General features: G+C 60.2%; 15 protein-coding genes and 1 tRNA gene. 12 read left to right on the top strand and 4 right to left on the bottom strand.

Annotation, left to right across the window (positions count from 1 at the left end; all coding sequences use genetic code 11):
* The first annotated feature begins 1 nt into the window (after nt 1).
* Together uvrB and uvrA are read left to right on the top strand one after the other, a co-directional pair.
* Nucleotides 2–2,059 carry an excinuclease ABC subunit UvrB gene (uvrB, locus tag LKD23_RS01300; protein ID WP_227620003.1) on the top strand — a complete coding sequence of 686 codons (2,058 nt, stop codon included), beginning with the start codon at nt 2–4 and terminating at the stop codon, nt 2,057–2,059.
* The gene (gene uvrA, locus LKD23_RS01295; RefSeq protein WP_227620002.1) at nt 2,046–4,904 is read left to right on the top strand and encodes an excinuclease ABC subunit UvrA; all 2,859 of its coding nucleotides are present in this window, start codon (nt 2,046–2,048) and stop codon (nt 4,902–4,904) included. The genes uvrB and uvrA overlap by 14 nt, the downstream gene beginning before the upstream one ends.
* Nucleotides 4,905–5,030: 126 nt before the next feature.
* On the opposite strand, the gene LKD23_RS01290 is transcribed toward uvrA, so the two are convergent.
* Together LKD23_RS01290 and LKD23_RS01285 are read right to left on the bottom strand one after the other, a co-directional pair.
* Nucleotides 5,031–5,108: transfer RNA gene (locus LKD23_RS01290), tRNA-Pro, on the bottom strand.
* A 163-nt stretch (nt 5,109–5,271) separates the two neighbouring features.
* Nucleotides 5,272–6,117 carry a MurR/RpiR family transcriptional regulator gene (locus LKD23_RS01285; protein WP_227620001.1) on the bottom strand — a complete coding sequence of 282 codons (846 nt, stop codon included), beginning with the start codon at nt 6,115–6,117 and terminating at the stop codon, nt 5,272–5,274.
* Between the two features lie 497 nt (nt 6,118–6,614).
* Here LKD23_RS01285 and LKD23_RS01280 point away from each other — a divergent pair, with 497 nt between their 5' ends.
* From LKD23_RS01280 to spoIVA, 9 genes are all read left to right on the top strand, one after another.
* Nucleotides 6,615–7,958, top strand: coding sequence for an extracellular solute-binding protein (locus LKD23_RS01280; protein WP_227620000.1), 1,344 nt, complete (start codon nt 6,615–6,617; stop codon nt 7,956–7,958).
* Between the two features lie 110 nt (nt 7,959–8,068).
* Complete coding sequence (locus LKD23_RS01275) at nt 8,069–8,995, top strand: carbohydrate ABC transporter permease (RefSeq protein ID WP_227620078.1); 927 nt, start codon at nt 8,069–8,071, stop codon at nt 8,993–8,995.
* 15 nt (nt 8,996–9,010) lie between these two features.
* Complete coding sequence (locus tag LKD23_RS01270; RefSeq protein ID WP_227619999.1) at nt 9,011–9,979, top strand: carbohydrate ABC transporter permease; 969 nt, start codon at nt 9,011–9,013, stop codon at nt 9,977–9,979.
* Between the two features lie 167 nt (nt 9,980–10,146).
* A complete protein-coding gene (locus LKD23_RS01265) occupies nt 10,147–11,076 on the top strand; it encodes a dihydrodipicolinate synthase family protein (protein WP_227619998.1) in 930 nt (309 codons plus the stop codon).
* Between the two features lie 96 nt (nt 11,077–11,172).
* Nucleotides 11,173–11,631: a NanQ anomerase/TabA/YiaL family protein gene (locus tag LKD23_RS01260; RefSeq protein WP_227619997.1), complete on the top strand. Its 459-nt coding sequence runs from the start codon at nt 11,173–11,175 to the stop codon at nt 11,629–11,631.
* Between the two features lie 5 nt (nt 11,632–11,636).
* Entirely contained in the window at nt 11,637–12,341 is a 705-nt protein-coding gene (locus LKD23_RS01255; RefSeq protein WP_227619996.1) for an N-acetylmannosamine-6-phosphate 2-epimerase, read from the top strand.
* 21 nt (nt 12,342–12,362) lie between these two features.
* Nucleotides 12,363–13,292: an ROK family protein gene (locus LKD23_RS01250; RefSeq protein ID WP_227619995.1), complete on the top strand. Its 930-nt coding sequence runs from the start codon at nt 12,363–12,365 to the stop codon at nt 13,290–13,292.
* A 16-nt stretch (nt 13,293–13,308) separates the two neighbouring features.
* The gene (locus LKD23_RS01245; RefSeq protein WP_227619994.1) at nt 13,309–13,947 is read left to right on the top strand and encodes a GDSL-type esterase/lipase family protein; all 639 of its coding nucleotides are present in this window, start codon (nt 13,309–13,311) and stop codon (nt 13,945–13,947) included.
* 122 nt (nt 13,948–14,069) lie between these two features.
* On the top strand, nt 14,070–15,566 hold the full coding sequence (gene spoIVA / locus LKD23_RS01240; protein ID WP_227619993.1) for a stage IV sporulation protein A: 1,497 nt from the start codon (nt 14,070–14,072) through the stop codon (nt 15,564–15,566).
* Between the two features lie 45 nt (nt 15,567–15,611).
* Here spoIVA and LKD23_RS01235 read toward each other — a convergent pair whose 3' ends face one another.
* Together LKD23_RS01235 and LKD23_RS01230 are read right to left on the bottom strand one after the other, a co-directional pair.
* The gene (locus tag LKD23_RS01235; RefSeq protein ID WP_227619992.1) at nt 15,612–16,163 is read right to left on the bottom strand and encodes a DUF4364 family protein; all 552 of its coding nucleotides are present in this window, start codon (nt 16,161–16,163) and stop codon (nt 15,612–15,614) included.
* Nucleotides 16,164–16,213: 50 nt separating this feature from the next.
* Nucleotides 16,214–17,149 carry a S1 RNA-binding domain-containing protein gene (locus LKD23_RS01230; RefSeq protein ID WP_227619991.1) on the bottom strand — a complete coding sequence of 312 codons (936 nt, stop codon included), beginning with the start codon at nt 17,147–17,149 and terminating at the stop codon, nt 16,214–16,216.
* 171 nt (nt 17,150–17,320) lie between these two features.
* Here LKD23_RS01230 and LKD23_RS01225 point away from each other — a divergent pair, with 171 nt between their 5' ends.
* Nucleotides 17,321–17,509 carry a DUF951 domain-containing protein gene (locus LKD23_RS01225; protein WP_227619990.1) on the top strand — a complete coding sequence of 63 codons (189 nt, stop codon included), beginning with the start codon at nt 17,321–17,323 and terminating at the stop codon, nt 17,507–17,509.
* The last annotated feature ends 6 nt before the right edge of the window (nt 17,510–17,515 follow it).

Here is a 17,515-nt window from a genome sequence, read left to right as displayed (position 1 = left end):
TGTGGCAGAGGAAAAATTCCATCTGGTGTCGTCCTACGCCCCCACGGGCGACCAGCCGCAGGCCATCGCCCGGCTGGTGGAAGGGGTAGAGCGGGGCGACCGCTGCCAGACCTTGCTGGGCGTCACCGGCAGCGGCAAGACCTTCACGATGGCGAACGTCATCGCCCAGTGCAACCGTCCCACGCTGGTGCTGGCCCATAATAAGACGCTGGCGGCCCAGCTCTGCACCGAGTTCCGTTCGTTCTTCCCGGACAATGCTGTGGAGTATTTCGTCTCCTACTACGACTACTACCAGCCGGAGGCCTATATCCCCAGCACCGACACCTATATCGAGAAGGACAGTGCCATCAACGACGAGATCGACCGTCTGCGCCACTCGGCCACGGCGGCGCTGTCGGAGCGGCGGGATGTCATCATCGTGGCGTCGGTGTCCTGCATCTACTCTCTGGGCGACCCTATTGATTACCGCAGCATGGTCATCAGCCTGCGGCCCGGGATGCAGATGGAGCGGGACGAGCTGTGCGAGAAACTGGTGACGCTGCAATATGAGCGGAACGACGTCAACTTTATCCGCAATAAATTCCGCGTCCATGGGGACATCGTGGACATCTATCTGGCCTATATGAGCGAGCTGGCCATCCGGGTGGAATTTTTCGGCGACGAGATCGACCGCATCACCGAATTCAACCCCCTCACCGGCGCAAAACAGAACGTGGTGAAGCACGTTGCCATCTTCCCGGCCAGCCACTATATCGTCAGCGCCGACAAAAAGGCTGCGGCCATCGAGAAGATCCGGGCAGAGTGCGACGCGCAGGTGAAGCAGTTCACCTCGGAGGGCAAGCTCATCGAGGCCCAGCGCATCCAGCAGCGGACGAACTACGACATCGAGATGCTCACCGAGGTGGGCATCTGCAAGGGCATTGAGAACTATTCCGCTGTCCTGTCGGGCCGCGCGCCGGGCAGTATGCCCACGACCCTGCTGGACTATTTCCCGGAGGATTTTCTGCTCTTCGTGGACGAGAGCCATGTCACCCTGCCGCAGGTGCGGGCCATGTACGGCGGGGACTATGCCCGCAAAAAGACGCTGGTGGAGTACGGCTTCCGCCTGCCGTCGGCCTTCGACAACCGCCCCCTCAAGTTTGAAGAGGTGGAATCCAAGCTCAACCAGATGATCTTCGTCTCGGCCACCCCCGGCGAGTACGAGCGCCAGAACAGCACGCAGGTGGCCCAGCAGGTCATCCGGCCGACCGGTCTGCTCGACCCGCTCATCTCGGTGCGCCCGGTGGAGGGGCAGGTGACAGACCTCTTGGGCGAGATCAATGCCCGCATCCAGCGGCATGAGCGCGTCCTTGTCACGACCCTGACCAAGAAGATGGCCGAGGACCTGACGGATTACTTCACCGAGCAGGGAATAAAGGTCAAGTATATGCATCACGAGGTGGACACCTTTGAGCGGATGGAGATCATCAAAGACCTCCGCCTCGGCACCATCGACGTGGTGGTGGGCATCAACCTGCTGCGTGAGGGCCTCGATCTGCCCGAGGTGAGCCTTGTGGCCATCCTCGACGCCGATAAAGAAGGCTTCCTCCGCAGTGAGACCAGCCTGATCCAGACCATCGGCCGTGCGGCCCGCAACGCAGAAGGTTTGGTCATCATGTACGCCGACGAGGTGACGGACAGCATGGACCGCGCCATCACTGAGACGGAGCGCCGCCGCGCCATCCAGACGGCCTACAACGCCGCGCACGGCATCGTGCCCAAGACCATCGTGAAGGCCATCCCGGACAGCATCGAGATCAGCGACAAGGCCGAGAACGCCAAGATGAACACCCGGCGGATGGGCAAGCTGGAGCGGGAAGCCGCCATTGACCGCCTGACCCGGGAGATGAAGGAGGCAGCAAAGCTGCTGGAATTTGAGCACGCGGCCTTCCTGCGCGACCAGATCGACCGGCTGCGCCGGGGCGAGAACCCCACCGTGGATTCCTCGGCGGAGACAGAGCGGAAGCAGAACCATGCACAGACACAAAGAAGAGGGAGAAAGTACCTTGGCAAACGATAAAATAGTCATAAAGGGTGCGCGGGAGCATAACCTGAAAAATGTAAATCTGACCCTCCCGAGGGAAAAGCTCATCGTCATGACCGGCCTGTCCGGCTCGGGCAAATCGAGCCTCGCCTTCGACACCATCTACGCCGACGGCCAGCGCCGCTATGTGGAGAGCCTGTCCAGCTATGCCCGGATGTTCCTTGGCCGGATGGACAAGCCCGATGTGGACGAGATCACCGGCCTGTCACCGGCCATTTCCATCGACCAGAAGACCACCAGCCACAACCCCCGTTCTACGGTGGGCACTGTGACCGAGATCTACGATTACCTGCGCCTTCTGTACGCCCGTGTGGGCGTGCCCCACTGTCCGGTCTGCGGGCGGGTCATCAGCCAGCAGACCGTGGACGAGATGGTGGACGCCGTCCTCAAGCTGGAAGAGGGGACGAAGTTTCAGATCCTTGCCCCCGTCGTCCGCCAGCGCAAGGGCACCCAGCAGAAAGAGCTGGAAGCCGCCCGCCGCGCTGGCTATGCCCGCGTGAAGATCGACGGCAACCTGTACGATCTCGACGAGGAGATCACGCTGGAAAAGAACATCAAGCACACCGTGGAGGTGGTGGTGGACCGCCTCGCCCTGCGCAAGGGCATCCGGGGCCGTCTGGCGGACTCGCTGGAGACCGCCCTTGCCCTCACCGGCGGCGTGGCCGAGGTGGATGTTATCGGCGGCGAGTGCATGACCTTCAGCCAGAATTTCGCCTGTCCGGAGCACGGCATCTCCATCAGCGACCTGTCGCCCCGTCTCTTCTCCTTCAACAACCCGCTGGGTGCCTGCGAAAAGTGCACCGGCCTCGGTACCTTTATGCGGGTTGACGAGGAGCGCATCCTGCCCAACCGGAATCTTTCCATCCGGGAAGGGGCCATCAAGGCCAGCGGCTGGTACTACGCCGAGGGCTCTGTGTCGGAGATGTACTATCTGGGTCTGGGAAAAAAGTACGGCTTCACGCTGGATACGCCGATCAAGGATATGAGCACTGAAGCCGTCAACGCCCTGCTCTACGGCACCAACGGCGAAAAGATCGAGATGCACCGCACCAACGAGTTCGGCAGCGGTGTCTACTACAACACCTTTGAGGGCATCGTCGAGAACCTTGAGCGCCGCTTCCGGGAGACCAACAGCGAGTGGATGAAGGAGGAGATCGGCAGCTTTATGTCAGGCGTCGAGTGCCCCGACTGCCACGGCAAACGCCTCAAGCCGGTGGTGCTGGCGGTGACCATCGGAGACAAGAACATCAGCGACTTCTGCGAGCTGTCCATCCGGGACGAGCTGAAGTTCATCGCCGACAATGAGCCGAAACTGACCGAAAAACAGAAGCAGATCGGCGGCCAGATCATGAAGGAAATCAAGAACCGCTTGCAGTTCTTGCAGAGCGTGGGACTCGACTACCTCACGCTGGCCCGGGCGGCAGGCACTCTGTCCGGCGGCGAGAGCCAGCGCATCCGCCTGACGACCCAGATCGGCAGTGCGCTCTCCGGCGTGCTCTATGTGTTGGATGAGCCGTCCATCGGCCTGCATCAGCGGGACAATGATAAGCTCATCGCTACGCTGAAAAATCTCCGCGACCTCGGCAACACGGTCATCGTGGTCGAGCACGATGAAGATACCATGCGCAGCGCGGACTATATCGTGGACGTCGGCCCCGGCGCAGGCGTCCATGGCGGTGAGATCGTGGCTGCCGGCTCGGTGAAGGACATCTGCAAGGCCAAGCGCAGCATTACCGGCGACTATCTATCAGGCCGCAAGCGCATCGAGGTGCCCCAGACCCGCCGCACCGGCAATGGCAATTTCCTCACGGTGAGGGGGGCACGGGAGAACAATCTGCGGAATATTGATGTGAAGTTCCCGCTGGGAGAGTTTATCTGCGTGACAGGCATCTCTGGCTCGGGCAAATCGAGCCTCATCAATGAGATCCTGTATAAGACGCTGGCCTGTGAGTTGAACGGCGCGCGTTCCCGCGCAGGCAGATGCGATGGGGTAGAGGGCCTCGAATTTGTGGATAAGGTCATCGGCATCGACCAGCAGCCCATCGGCCGGACACCCCGCTCCAACCCGGCCACCTATACCGGCGTCTTCAACGACATCCGCACCGTCTTTTCGCAGACACAGGACGCCAAGATGCGGGGCTATGGCCCGGGCCGGTTCAGCTTTAACGTCCGGGGAGGCCGCTGCGAGGCCTGCGAGGGCAACGGTATCCTCCAGATCGAGATGCACTTCCTGCCTGATGTCTACGTCCCCTGCGAGGTCTGCAAGGGTGCACGTTACAACCGGGAGACGCTGGAAGTCAAATATAAGGAAAAGACCATCTCCGACGTGCTGAACATGACGGTGGAGGAGGCAGTGGTCTTCTTCGCCAATCAGCCGAAGATCGCCCGCAAGCTGCAGACCCTGCTGGATGTGGGGCTGGGCTATGTCACACTGGGACAGAGCGCCACGACCCTTTCGGGCGGCGAAGCCCAGCGCGTCAAGCTGGCCAATGAGCTGGCCCGCCGCAGCACCGGCAAGACCGTGTATATTCTCGACGAGCCGACTACAGGCCTCCACATCGCGGATGTCCACCGCCTCATCGAGGTGCTGCAGAAACTGGTGGATGCGGGCAATACCGTCATCGTCATCGAACACAACCTCGACCTCATCAAGTGCGCCGACCACATCATCGACCTCGGTCCCGAGGGCGGAAGTGCCGGCGGACTCATCGTGGCGGAGGGAACACCCGAGCAGGTGGCAGAGGTACCGGAGAGCTTTACCGGCCAGTACCTCAAGCCGCTGCTGGACAAGGACGCCCGCCTCCGCGCAGAGGGAAAATAAGGATACAGAAGCAGACAGAGCCGCAGCCCCCGAAAGGACTGCGGCTCTGTTGTTTAAAAAGCTTCGGATAAAATAAAAAAGCTCCTCAATCGAGCCAACCCGAAGGTTGTTCGACTGAGAAGCAAATGGTCCGAGTGGCGAGAATCGAACTCACGGCCTCTTGAACCCCATTCAAGCGCGCTACCAAAACTGCGCTACACCCGGTCATCATCCGGTGCTTTTTTCTGTCGGAGCACCGGCGACATGAAATATTATACTCAGATATGACGTCCCTGTCAACGGTTTTTTGAGAATTTTTTGAATTTTTTCGAAAAAAGTATGATTTTCACGGTAATGCGTTGCTTTGCATCACGCGGGGCAGGGGGGATCAGAGCATCTTCAGTGTCAGAACTTCGCTGGTAAGCTCCTGCGCGGTGTTGGCCTGCTCGGGGGAGTCGAGGATGTACCGCAGCACCAGGACCTCGCCTACATAGAGGACGGCTACCTTGATGGGAATGCTGCCGGAGTCCAGCGGGCTTTCCTGTGCGCCGCAGCGAAGGACGACATCGGCCAGCGATGCGCCGGGGGAGTCCTCGTAATGGGTCAGAAGGATGATCTTCGCGCCGGCAGCTTTGGCCGTGCGGAGAGTCTCCATCATATCGCGGGTCGCACCCGAGTAGGAGACGAAGAGGACGACGTCGGCCTCGTTCATCAGGCTGGAGGTCAACAACTGCAGATGGCTGTCGCCGGAGGTGCGGAATTTGGTGGAGAGGCTGGCGAAGCGGGCGCAGATGTCGTTGGCCAGCAGCATACTGCCGCCCTGTCCGAAGCAGAAGACCTGCTTGGCCTCCCGGAGCATCCGTGCGGCCTCATCCACGGCCTCGGCAGAGAGGGCGTTCTGAGTGCCGTTGATGGCGGTAAAGAGACGGGCGCTGGCGTGTTCAAAGAGCGTCTCGGTGGAAGCCCCGGGCTGAAGCTCCCGCTGGCTGGACATGGTGCCGGTGGCATTGGCCTGCGCCAGCGCAATGCGCATCTCGTGGTAGCCGTCGAACCCGAGCGCCCGGCAGAACCGGAACACCGTGGCCTCGGCGACATTGCACTCCCGGGCCAGAGAGGAAATGGAAAGATACTGCGCCTCATCGGCGTGCTGTAAGAGGTAGTCGGCCACGGCATGGCCGGATCTCGTCAACTGGCCCTGCCGCTGCTGCAGCAGTTCCCAAAAATTCGTACCCATAACTTTGCTCCTTCGGTCAGGCGGGCCGCAATGCCCGCAGGCGTCTTACACCTTCTTATCCTTATCGCCCCGTCCGCCGCGCAGGGGAGGGGACGCCTATATAAAAAGTATAAAAGAATTTCAGCGGCTTGACAAGTGTACCTTTTACCATAATTCAGGCGCAGATGCTGTGCAGAGCATCCAAAAATTGAGGAAAAGTAGTACCCATTACTGAAAATAAATTTCAAAAACGAAAAATGATCGAGAAAATATTTTTCCTGTTGAAAATGACAAACTGCGCAGAGATGATTACAAAATGGCTACAACGACGTATAAAATTAGCGAAAATGGCCAAAAAATAGCTGGTATCCCAGATATTTGTGCGGAATAGACAAGAAAACTTTCTGAAAATTGTGTATGCAACCGATGGACAAAATGAAAGAGATTTTCTATAATAAGGCCAACAAGAGCGGTCTGGGATGAAGGGCCGCCGATATGATAGGTAAGGAGAACTCATTATGAAGAATGTTATCTCTCGTCGCTCCTTCTTGAAGGCCGTTGGCGCTTTGAGCGCAGCCGGTGCTCTGGCTGCCTGCGGCGGTAAGCCCGCTTCCACCAGCACTGCAGCTTCTGCCGCTGCTTCCACCGCAGCCTCCGGCGCAAGCATCAAGCTGTGGACATACCCCATCGGCGGCTGGGGCAAGGACGAGACCGTGCAGGAGCTGATCGCCAGCTTCAATGCAAAGTACCCTGACATCAAGGTGGCCGTCGAGTATCTGGACTATACCAACGGCGACGATCAGGTCAACACCGCCATCGAGGGCGGCAGCGCACCCGACCTCATCATGGAAGGACCCGAGCGTCTGGTGGCCAACTGGGGCGCGAAGGGCGTCATGGCCCCGCTGAACGACCTGTGGACCGATGATGCCAAGAAGGACATCTACGAGTCCGTCAACTCCGCCTGCCACAACGACAAGGGCGACTACTACGAGTACCCCCTGTGCATGACGGCACACTGCATGGCCGTCAACATGACCAAGGTCAAGGAAGTGGGCGCAGACAAGTACATCGACACCGATAAGCACACTTGGAGCACCGAGGGCTTCCTGAACACCGTTGACGCCCTGTACAAGGGCGGCTACGAGAACGTGGCGGCTGTCTACTGCGGCGGTCAGGGCGGCGATCAGGGAACCCGTGCGATCATCAACAATATGTACGGCGGCACCTTCACCGACGATGCACACACCAAGTACACCGCAGACTCCGCTGAGAACATCAAGGCCATCCAGACCCTGTACGACACCGACGGCATCAACTTCGACGCTTCCATCGCAGGCGGCGACGAGATCACCCTGTTCCGCAACGGCACTTTGCAGATGGCTTTCTGCTGGAACATCGCGCAGCAGCTGAACAGCGACAACAACGACGCCGGCCTGACCAACGACGGCGACGAGATCATGCCGATGGCATTCCCCACTGCAAGCGGCGACCCGAAGCTCTGCGGCGGCATCTGGGGCTTCGGCATCTTCGACAACGGCGACGAGGCAAAGGTCAAGGCAGCAAAGACCTTTATCGAGTTCATCGCAGCGGACCCCGATCAGGTCAAGAACAGCGTCCTGGCTTCTACCTACTTCCCGGTCCGTGCCAGCGTGGGCGACATCTACGCCGACAACGCCATCATGAGCGAGTACACCAAGTTCATGTCCTATCTGGGTGACTATTACCAGATCACTCCGGGCTGGGCAACGGCTCGCACCGAGTGGTGGAATATGCTCCAGCGCGTGGGCACCGGTGAGGACGTTGCAACTGCTGTTGCCACCTTCGTCGAGAACGCCAACGCAGCCGCAGCGGCCGAAGCATAAGCGTCCCGCCTGAGGGCAAATCAGGAAATGCGTGCCCCTCCCTCGAACATCCCGGCGAGGGAGGGGTATTTTTGGGTAAGACACCGCACCCCATCAGAACGAAAGGTTTGGTGATTTCTTTGGCTGCAAAGACAGCAAGGGTCAAAGAGCCGAAGCGCAGCAGCGCCTTGGTTCGGCAGGAGACCATCGCTTCCTATCTGTTTCTCCTGCCCAGTCTCATCTTCTTCCTCGGCTTTGTCATCTACCCTATGATCCTCTGCGTGGTCACGAGCTTTTTTGACTCGACCATGAACCGCGCGGACATATTCGTGGGTCTTGCGAACTATAAAGAGCTGTTCGCTGACCCTATCTTCCGCGGTGCGCTGAAGAACACCTTCATCATCGTGGTCGTCTCGGTGCCTGTGACCTGCGCGTTCTCGCTGTGGATCAGCTCAGCCATCGTTGACCTGCCTGAGTGGGCGACGAGCCTCTTCCGCTGCGTGTTCTACCTGCCGGTCGTCACCGGCTCGGTGGCCGTCACCGTCGTGTGGAAGTGGATGTACAACAACTACTACGGCATCTTCAACTATCTGGGCAAGGCCGTGGGACTCATCGACAAGAACATCAACTGGCTGGGCGATGAAAAGTATGCACTGGGCTGCATCATCCTCATCCTGCTCACCACCTCCGTCGGCCAGCCCATCGTGCTGTATGTTTCTGCGCTGGGCAATGTGGATCAATCCATCGTGGAAGCCGCTGAGGTGGACGGCGCAACGGATTTCCAGTGCTTCTGGAAGATCAAGTGGCCCGCCATTATGCCCACCACCCTGTACATTCTGGTCATCACCACCATCAACTCCTTCCAGTGCTTCGCGCTGATCCAGCTGCTGACCTCCGGCGGCCCCAACCACAGCACCGATACCATCATGTACTATATCTACTACACCGCGTTCAAGCTCTACCGCTATGGTTACGGCAACGCAATGGGCGTTGTGCTGGCCGTTATCATCGCCATCCTGTCGGCTGTCCAGTTCAAGCTTGGCAGTCAGGATAATTAAAGGAGGTGCCGGGCAATGACTGCAACTGCAAAAAAACAGAAACCGCTGAAGCGTCACCCCAGCAAGCTGAAAAAGATGAGCGCCTACATGATCCTGACCCTCATCCTCATCAGCATCATGGCCGTGCTGTTCGCCTTCCCGCTGTACTGGATCATCACCGGCTCCTTCAAGACCGGCGCGGCTATAAACTCTACCACCCCTGAGTGGTGGCCCAGTCAGTGGGTGCTGACCAACTACCAGAAGCTTTTCGCCGGCAAGAGCGCACCCCTGTGGCAGCTGGCGGTTCCGTTCAGCGGCTCGTTCAGCGCGGACGGCGAACCCATCTATTTCTCCATCGGCCCTACGGCCCCGGCAGCCCTGCGCTGGATGATCAACACGGTGTTCATGGCTGTCATGTCCATGATCCTCACCTGCATCACCGCAGCAATGGCAGGCTATGCGCTGGCCAAAAAGCGCTTCGTCGGCCGTAAACTGCTCTTTACCCTCATCGTCTGCGCGATGGCCCTGCCCAAGCAGGTCATCCTCATCCCGCTGCTGCGTGAGATGAGCTCGCTCAACCTCTACAACACCATCTGGGCCGTCATTTTCCCCATCGTGGGCTGGCCCTTCGGCGTCTTCCTGATGAAACAGTTCAGTGAGGGCATCCCCACCGAAATGCTGGAGGCGGCCCGCATCGACGGAGCCAGCGAGGCGCGCACCTTTATCAGCGTCGTGCTGCCGATGGTCAAGCCGGGCATCGGCGCACTGGCCATCTTCACCTTCATCAACAGCTGGAACGACTACTTCATGCAGCTCATCATGCTGTCCAGCACCAGCAACCTTACCATCTCGCTGGGCATCGCAAAGCTGCAGGCAGAGAACAGCACCGATTTCGGCCTCATCATGGCCGGTGCCGCGCTGGCCGCTGTGCCGATCATCATCATCTTCCTCATCTTCCAGAAGTATTTCACCAAGGGCATCGCAATGGGTGCGGTTAAAGGCTAAAGTTGCGACCGCGGCCAGCGGCCGAAACAGGGAGCAACTTTTGGCACCGCGGTCTGCAAGACGCGAGGCCCGCCCAAGGGCCGAAGCGGATGCAGGGCACCGCAAGAGGAAAGCCGCTTTGGAAGAGCATCGAGTTTGATTGAAATTATCAGAAAGGACATAGACAAATGAAAGACATCACCAAATATCAGGGCGTGATCCCGGCTTTCTACGCCTGCTATGACGCAGAGGGCAACATCTCCACCGAGGGCGTCAGGGCGCTGACCCGCCACCTCATCGCCAAGGGAGTCAAGGGCGTGTATGTGGGCGGCTCGTCGGGCGAGTGCATCTACCAGCACGTCGATGAGCGCAAGGCTGTCCTCGAGGCGGTCATGAGCGAAGCTAAGGGCAAACTGACCGTCATCGCACACGTCGGCTGCAACAACACCGCCGACAGCGTCGAGCTGGCCCGTCATGCCGAGAGCGTGGGTGTGGACGCCATCGCATCCATCCCGCCCATCTACTTTCACCTGCCGGAGTACGCCATCGCCAAGTATTGGAACGATATGTCCGCCGCAGCGCCCAACACCGAGTTCGTCATCTACAACATCCCACAGCTGGCCGGCACCGGCCTGACCATGAGCCTGCTGGGGGAGATGCTCAAGAACCCCAATGTCGTCGCGGTCAAAAACAGCTCGATGCCCACGCAGGACATCCAGATGTTCAAGGACGCCGGCGTCGCCGCCCGGGGCGAGGGCAGTTTCGTGGTCTTCAACGGCCCCGATGAGCAGTTCGTCTCCGGCCGCGTCATCGGCGCAGACGGCGGCATCGGCGGCACCTACGCCGTCATGCCCGAGCTGTATCTGGCTATGAACGACCACATCAACAAGGGTGAGATCAAGGAGGCACAGGCCATCCAGTACGACGCCGACCGCATCATCTATAAGATGTGCTCGGCCCACGGCAACCTCTACGCTGTGCAGAAAGAGATCCTGCGCCGGATGTACGGCCTTGAGCTGGGCGGCGTCCGTCAGCCGATGCCCGGCCTCATCCCAGAGGATGAAGCAGTCATCGCCGAGGCACAGGCCATGATCGAAGCCGCTATCGCAAAGCTCTGAAAAGCAAAAAAAGCGTCCCCCTCTCCGTCTTTTCATGAGGGGCGAGGGCAGACGCTCTTTGTGCTTGTGAAAAAAATCAGTTAGGAGAAAATCACCATGATCTGCGACGCACTGGAGAACCTGAACCGTTACCGGGGACTCCACAAGAATCTGGAAACTGCCATCGACTACCTCACCGCCTACTATGTAGCTCACGACCTGAGCGACCTTCCGCTGGGCCGCACCGAGGTGGACGGAGAAAATGTCTTCATCAACGTGATGGAGGCCGGGCTGAACCCCGACAGTGCCCGCCTCGAGTACCACAAAAAGTACGCCGACCTTCAGATCGACCTGACCGGCGGCGAGGGCTGGGGCTATACCAACCTGCCCGGCGAGGAAGCAGGGGAGTTTGCGGGAGACATCGGTTTCAGGACCAGTCCGGACGCCGTCAGCGGTGTGCTGGGCGAGGGACGGTTCGTTCTGTTCTTCCCCGGTGAGCTGCACAAGCCCGGCGTGGCACGCCCCGGCTGTGACCATGTGCGCAAAGCAGTCATCAAGATCAGGATGGAGGACTGATGGATATGGAAAAAGAAAAGCTGTTTGAGCAGATCAAGGGTGGGCTTATCGTCTCCTGTCAGGCCCTTGAGACGGAGCCTCTCTACACCAAAGAGGGCGGAGTCATGCCTCTGATGGCAAAGGCGGCCGCCATGAGTGGCGCTGTGGGCATCCGCGCCAACACCGTCCGGGACATCACCCAGATCAAGCAGGTGGTGGACCTGCCGGTCATCGGCATCATCAAAAAGGATTACCCCGGCACGCCGATGTACATCACTGTCACCATGAAGGAAGTGGACGAGCTGGCAGCCTGCGGCGTGGACATCCTCGCCGTGCAGGGCACGGGTGCGCTGCGCCCCGATGGCTCTACCTCGGCCCAGTTCATCCGTGCCATCAAGGAAAAATACCCCGACCAGCTGGTGATGGCCGACTGCGACAACTTCGAGAATGCCATGCTCTGCGCGGAAGCCGGGGCTGACTTTGTGGGCACGACCATGCGCGGCTATACGCCCGAGACCAAGGGCATCGACGACATTGATTTTGACTTTGTCCACAAGCTGGCCGCAGAGTGTCCGGCAAAGATCATCGCCGAGGGCCACATCCACTACCCAGAACAGGCCGTCAAGGCGCTGGAGGCCGGTGCGTTCGCCCTCGTCGTCGGCGGTGCCATCACCCGCCCGGCTGAGATCACGGCCCGCTTTACCGGGGCCATCAACGCCATGCAAAAATAAAAATGATACGGAGATACGACTATGAAACAGTATCTTGCCATCGACATCGGCGGCACCAGCGTCAAGCTTGGCATCGTAGATGAAGGGGGCTGCGTCCTTGCCAAGGCGGAGCAGAGCGTCTGTTTCGACTACTATGAGACACCCATCCTCACGACGGTGCTTTCGGCCTCCGAACAGTTTCTGAAGGAGCAGGACGTCAGGCCGCAGAGCCTTGCGGGCATCGGCGTCTCGGCCACGGGCCAGATCGACACCCACACGGGCACGGTCGTGGGCACTTGCGGCAGCCTGCCCAACTACATCGGAAGCCCCATCAAGGCCGAGCTGGAAGCAAAATTCGGCCTGCCCGTCACCGTCGCCAACGACGCCAACTGCATGACGCTGGGCGAAGTCTGGGTCGGCGGGGCGAAAGGCTATACGGACGTCATCGGTGTCACGCTGGGCACCGGTGTGGGCGGCGGCATCCTGACCGGCGGACGGCTGTTGGAAGGTGCCCGGGGCCTCGGCGGTGAGCTGGGCCATTACCGTACCCATGCGCTGGACGGCGTCCTCTGCACCTGCGGTGCATCGGGCTGCTGGGAGCGGTATGCCGCCACTACGGCCCTCGTGCGTGCTGCGCAGCCTCGCAATCATAAGTGGAGAGATGGCCGTGCCATCTTCGAATCGGCCCATGCGGGCGACCCCATCATCCTCACCCTTCTCGAGGACTGGACGGACGAGATCGCGCAGGGCCTTGCGGGATTGGTGCACATCTTCAACCCGCAGCTCATCCTCATCGGCGGCGGCGTCAGCGCTCAGCAGGAGCTGCTCATCGAACCCATCGCCAGAAAGGTGAGGGCTTCCATCATGCCTGCCTTTGCAGAGGGACTGGAGATCCGCGCCGCCCAGCTTCACAACGACGCCGGCATGGTGGGCGCAGTCTACTACTTCCGCCAGTCACGGGGTGAAAACTGAAAAGGGGGATGGAACGATGAAAAAGCATATCCTTTGTCTGGGCGACTCCAACACTCACGGCTATTGCGCCGACCCGGCGGACTGCGCCGACCACGGCATCCGCTTCAACGAGGATGAGCGCTGGACCTGTCGGCTGCAAACAGCGCTGGGCAGCGAGTATCTTGTGACGGAAGAGGGCCTTTCGGGCCGGACGACGGTTTTCGTGGACCCCATCCATGAGTCGATGGACGCTTTGAGCGTGGCCTATGCGCTCCTCAAGAGCCATGAGGTCATCGACCTGCTCATCATCATGCTGGGCACCAACGACGTCAAGGAGCGGTTCAACGCCAACGCCGCCTGCATCGGCGCAGGGATGGAGCGCCTCATCCTCAAGGCAAAGAGCGTGGACTGCTGGGGCACCAAAGCCCCCAACATCCTTGTCGTGGCTCCGCCCCGCATCGGCGACGGCTTCCACGACGCCGTCATGGGCGAGGGCTGCGTGGAGAAGTCGAAGGGCGTGGCAGAGCAGTTCCGCATCGTCGCCGAGCGGCAGGGCGTCCACTTCCTCGATGCTGCCGACTGCGCATTCAATCAGGTGGATTTCATGCACCTGACCCGTCACGGTCACGCACAGCTGGCCGAAAAGCTGGCGGCGCTTGTCCCGACGCTGGTGTAACGGTAGGAGAAAAAAGGCCGGAGTCCCGAGAGATCCTTGGGGCTTCGGCCTTTTTTGCGTCATATTTTCCTCATGTCCGCGCATAAAGTGTACCCAGAAACGGGAAGAGAGGGGAGAGCGTTTTGGCAAATCAGGAACGAATCGAGCAGGCGGCAGTCTGCCGCGAGATAGGGGCACGCACCGGCGGAGACATCCTCATCGGCGTGGTGGGGCCGGTGCGCACGGGCAAGAGCACCCTCATCAAGCAGTTTATGGAGAAGCTGGTGCTGCCTGCCATCGGGTCGGAGGACGCAAAGCTCCGTGCCCGCGATGAGCTGCCTCAGTCGGCGGCGGGGCGCACCATCATGACCACCGAGCCGAAGTTCATCCCGGAGTCGGCGGTGCCGCTGGCGCTGGAGGGCGGGGGAGAGTGCAGCATCCGGCTCATCGACTGTGTGGGCTATATGGTGGAGGGGGCGATGGGCCACGAGGAGAATGACAAGCCCCGGATGGTCAAAAGTCCGTGGTTCGACGAGGAGATCCCATTCGACCTCGCCGCCGAGACCGGCACCCGGAAGGTCATCCGGGACCACTCCACCATCGGCATCGTCGTCACCACCGACGGCACCATCAGCGAGATACCGCGGGAAAACTACGTCCCGGCGGAAAAACGGGTCATCGACGAGCTGGAAGCGCTGGGCAAGCCCTTTGTTATCCTGCTCAACAGCACCCATCCCGATGCCCCCGGGACAAAGGCGCTGGCGGCGGAGATGGAAGAAAGCTACGGCCGGACGGTGCTGCCTGTGAGCTGCCTCGACCTCGACGAAGAGCAGCTGGGGGAGATCCTGCGCCGGGTGCTTTACGAGTTCCCGGTGCGGGAGCTGGATTTTGCCCTGCCGCGCTGGGTGACGATGCTGGACAAAGGCCACTGGCTCCAGACTGAGGTGTACACAGCGGCCATGCAGCTCTCCGGGCAGATCGCGCGGATGAAGGACATCTCGGATTCTGGCCGGGCGGTGCTGGACTGCGAGGCGGTGGAGAACGCCGCCCTCAGCGGGATGGATCTTGCCGACGGCATCGTGCGCATCACGGTGCTGCTCAAGCCGGAGGTGTTCTACAGGGTGCTCAGCGAGCAGACGGGGCTTGAGATCGGCGACGAGGCCGGGCTGATGCCCTGCATCATCGAGCTGGCGAAAGCGAAGCGTGCCTATGAGAAGATACGCAGCGCGATGGAGCAGGTGGAGGCCACCGGCTATGGCATCGTGATGCCCTCCATCGATGAGCTGTCGCTGGAGCAGCCCGAGATCGTCCGGCAGGGCGGGCGGTATGGCGTCCGCCTTGAAGCCAGCGCACCGTCCATCCACATGATGAAGGCGATCATCCACACCGAGCTAAGCCCCATCGTGGGCACCGAGAAGCAGAGCGAAGACCTCGTGCAGAGCCTCTTGCAGGATTTCGAGGACGACCCCGTCCGCCTGTGGGAGTCGAACATCTTCGGAAAAAGCCTCCACGAGTTGGTCAACGACGGCTTGCAGAACAAGCTGCTCCATATGCCGCAGGAGGCCCGAAGCCGCCTGCAGGAGACGCTGGAGCGGGTCATCAACGAGGGCTGCACCGGGCTTATCTGCATCCTGCTGTAACAAAAACGGCCGCTGCACGTTGGTTTCGTGCAGCGGCCATTTCGGTCATTTCTCTTCTTCGGTGAGCTTCGTGATGAGCATCTGATAAATCTCGTTGCCCTTGAGGATGAACTGCTTTTTCACCAGCTCGGCGCTCAGCCGATCGGGCGTGCCGATGTCCAGACAGAACAGCTCGCTGTCCAGCGCCTTCACCTGACAGCGCACCGAACAGTGGCCGTCGGCTTTTTCGCGGATGCGGGCGCTGTACTCGGCCTCCTTGCGCGTCCACGTCTGGCTGCGCAGCACAGCGGCCACCGCCTTTTCCCGCACGCTGCGGGGCAGGTCGTAGGCCAGCTCCTGCGCCACTTTCCGGCCCTTGTCGGTGATGGTATACCGGTCGCCGTCCACCACCACGAGCTGCTGCTTGGCGATGTCGTCCAAGCAGGAGCCGATCTCAAAATAATTCACCAGAGCCTCTTCCATCAGGGCGTTTTCGATCTCCGCCCGGGTGATCGGCCCGGCATTCTTGACAAGATAACACAGCAGCAGTCGGATCTCGGTGCTGTTGGTCAGCCCACCGGGACGAACACCGGCGGTAAAAGCATCGTTGGCAGCCATTGTTATTCCCATCTCCCGTGTTCTATAGTATATCTATAGTATAAAGGGTTTCAGGCCGGATTGCAAGCCATGTCCGCAAAATCGGTCTCGATGCGCTTGCGGCTCTCGGGGGTGGAGTAGAGCCAGTGGTCGAGATGCCCTTCGGTGATGAAGTACCGCAGCTCGAAGCGGTGGCTCTGGCTGAGGGCATGATTGACGATGACCAGCTTGATCTTCATCTTCTCGGGCAGGATGTTTTTGATGTAGACGCTCACGGCCTGCCCGGGATGCAGGTCGGGGCAGCTCTCGGCGAGGCCCGCGAGGTTGGGCGCGATCTCGACGAAGGTGCCGTATTCCTCCACGCTTCGCACGATGCCCACCACCGTCTCGCCCACCGTAAAGGCGGCGGCGTTCTCGGCCCATGTGCCCAGAAGCTCCCGGATGGTCAGCACGAACCGCCCTTGCGCGTCCCGGCTCTTGATGGCGCAGAGGATCTGCTGCCCCACGCTGACCCGGTCGGCGGGGGAGGAGATGCGGCTCACCGACATACAATCGATGGGTAGAAGAGCGCTGATGCCGCAGCCCACATCACAGAACGCGCCGAAAGGCTCGATGTGGGTCACGACGCAGGGCAGGATGTCGCCGGGCTGAAGCTGGTCGAGGTATTCGGCCTTGCACATCCGCTGGGCCTCGGCCCGGGAGAGCCGGTAGAAGGGCTGTCCGTTTTCGTCGGTGTCGATGCCCTCAATGACGAAGCAGGTGGGGCGACCCACCCGCGTCAGCACGGCGATGTCCCGCACGCTGCCGGTGTCGGCCCCGTCGGCGCACTGTCCGAAGGGCATCACGGCCCGGCAGCCGCCCAGCTCGAACCGAAGCTGACGCTGGGTGTCGAAGGCCAGAGCGGTGCTCTGCAAAATTTCGCGGCTGGTCATCGCGGCCCGCAGCTCGGCGGCGCTCAGGCGGGAAGCATTGCGGTAGTTGTTTTCAGTACGAAACGCTTGCATCATCTTTCATTCCTCTTTCTCTGATTTTTTGGGTTGCAGCGCAGGGTGTGCTGCATGGTTAAACCATATGCGGCTGCATTTGCATTTTATACGAGTTTGGATTATACTATAGGTGTGTGTCATGCATTGGGCACACGGCCTGTGCCATCTATGGACAGACAGAAGGGAGCCAATATGGATATTGCAGTCGGCGATACCATCCTCACCCGCAAGCAGCACCCCTGCGGAGCGTCCAGCTTCGAGGTGCTGCGGGTGGGCATGGATTTCAAGATCCGCTGCACGGGCTGCGGCCGCGAGGTCATGCTGCCCCGGGCAAAGATCGAGAAGAACATCAAAAAAGTCATCCGGCCGGGTCAGGAATAGCCCGGC

The organism is Faecalibacterium butyricigenerans, from assembly GCF_020687345.1.
GTDB classification, from domain to species: Bacteria; Bacillota; Clostridia; order Oscillospirales; family Ruminococcaceae; genus Faecalibacterium; species Faecalibacterium butyricigenerans.
The sequence above is the reverse complement of the archived record's forward strand: the minus strand, read 5'-3'. Positions and strand labels throughout refer to the sequence as shown.

Bases quoted from the DNA above. Each gene is read 5' to 3' on its own strand.
- LKD23_RS01285 (WP_227620001.1), bottom strand. From the start codon at position 6,117: ATGGGTACGAATTTTTGGGAACTGCTGCAGCAGCGGCAGGGCCAGTTG.
- LKD23_RS01280 (WP_227620000.1), top strand. From the start codon at position 6,615: ATGAAGAATGTTATCTCTCGTCGCTCCTTCTTGAAGGCCGTTGGCGCT.
- LKD23_RS01270 (WP_227619999.1), top strand. From the start codon at position 9,011: ATGACTGCAACTGCAAAAAAACAGAAACCGCTGAAGCGTCACCCCAGC.
- LKD23_RS01265 (WP_227619998.1), top strand. From the start codon at position 10,147: ATGAAAGACATCACCAAATATCAGGGCGTGATCCCGGCTTTCTACGCC.
- LKD23_RS01260 (WP_227619997.1), top strand. From the start codon at position 11,173: ATGATCTGCGACGCACTGGAGAACCTGAACCGTTACCGGGGACTCCAC.
- LKD23_RS01255 (WP_227619996.1), top strand. From the start codon at position 11,637: ATGGAAAAAGAAAAGCTGTTTGAGCAGATCAAGGGTGGGCTTATCGTC.
- LKD23_RS01250 (WP_227619995.1), top strand. From the start codon at position 12,363: ATGAAACAGTATCTTGCCATCGACATCGGCGGCACCAGCGTCAAGCTT.
- LKD23_RS01245 (WP_227619994.1), top strand. From the start codon at position 13,309: ATGAAAAAGCATATCCTTTGTCTGGGCGACTCCAACACTCACGGCTAT.
- LKD23_RS01235 (WP_227619992.1), bottom strand. From the start codon at position 16,163: ATGGCTGCCAACGATGCTTTTACCGCCGGTGTTCGTCCCGGTGGGCTG.
- LKD23_RS01230 (WP_227619991.1), bottom strand. From the start codon at position 17,149: ATGATGCAAGCGTTTCGTACTGAAAACAACTACCGCAATGCTTCCCGC.
- LKD23_RS01225 (WP_227619990.1), top strand. From the start codon at position 17,321: ATGGATATTGCAGTCGGCGATACCATCCTCACCCGCAAGCAGCACCCC.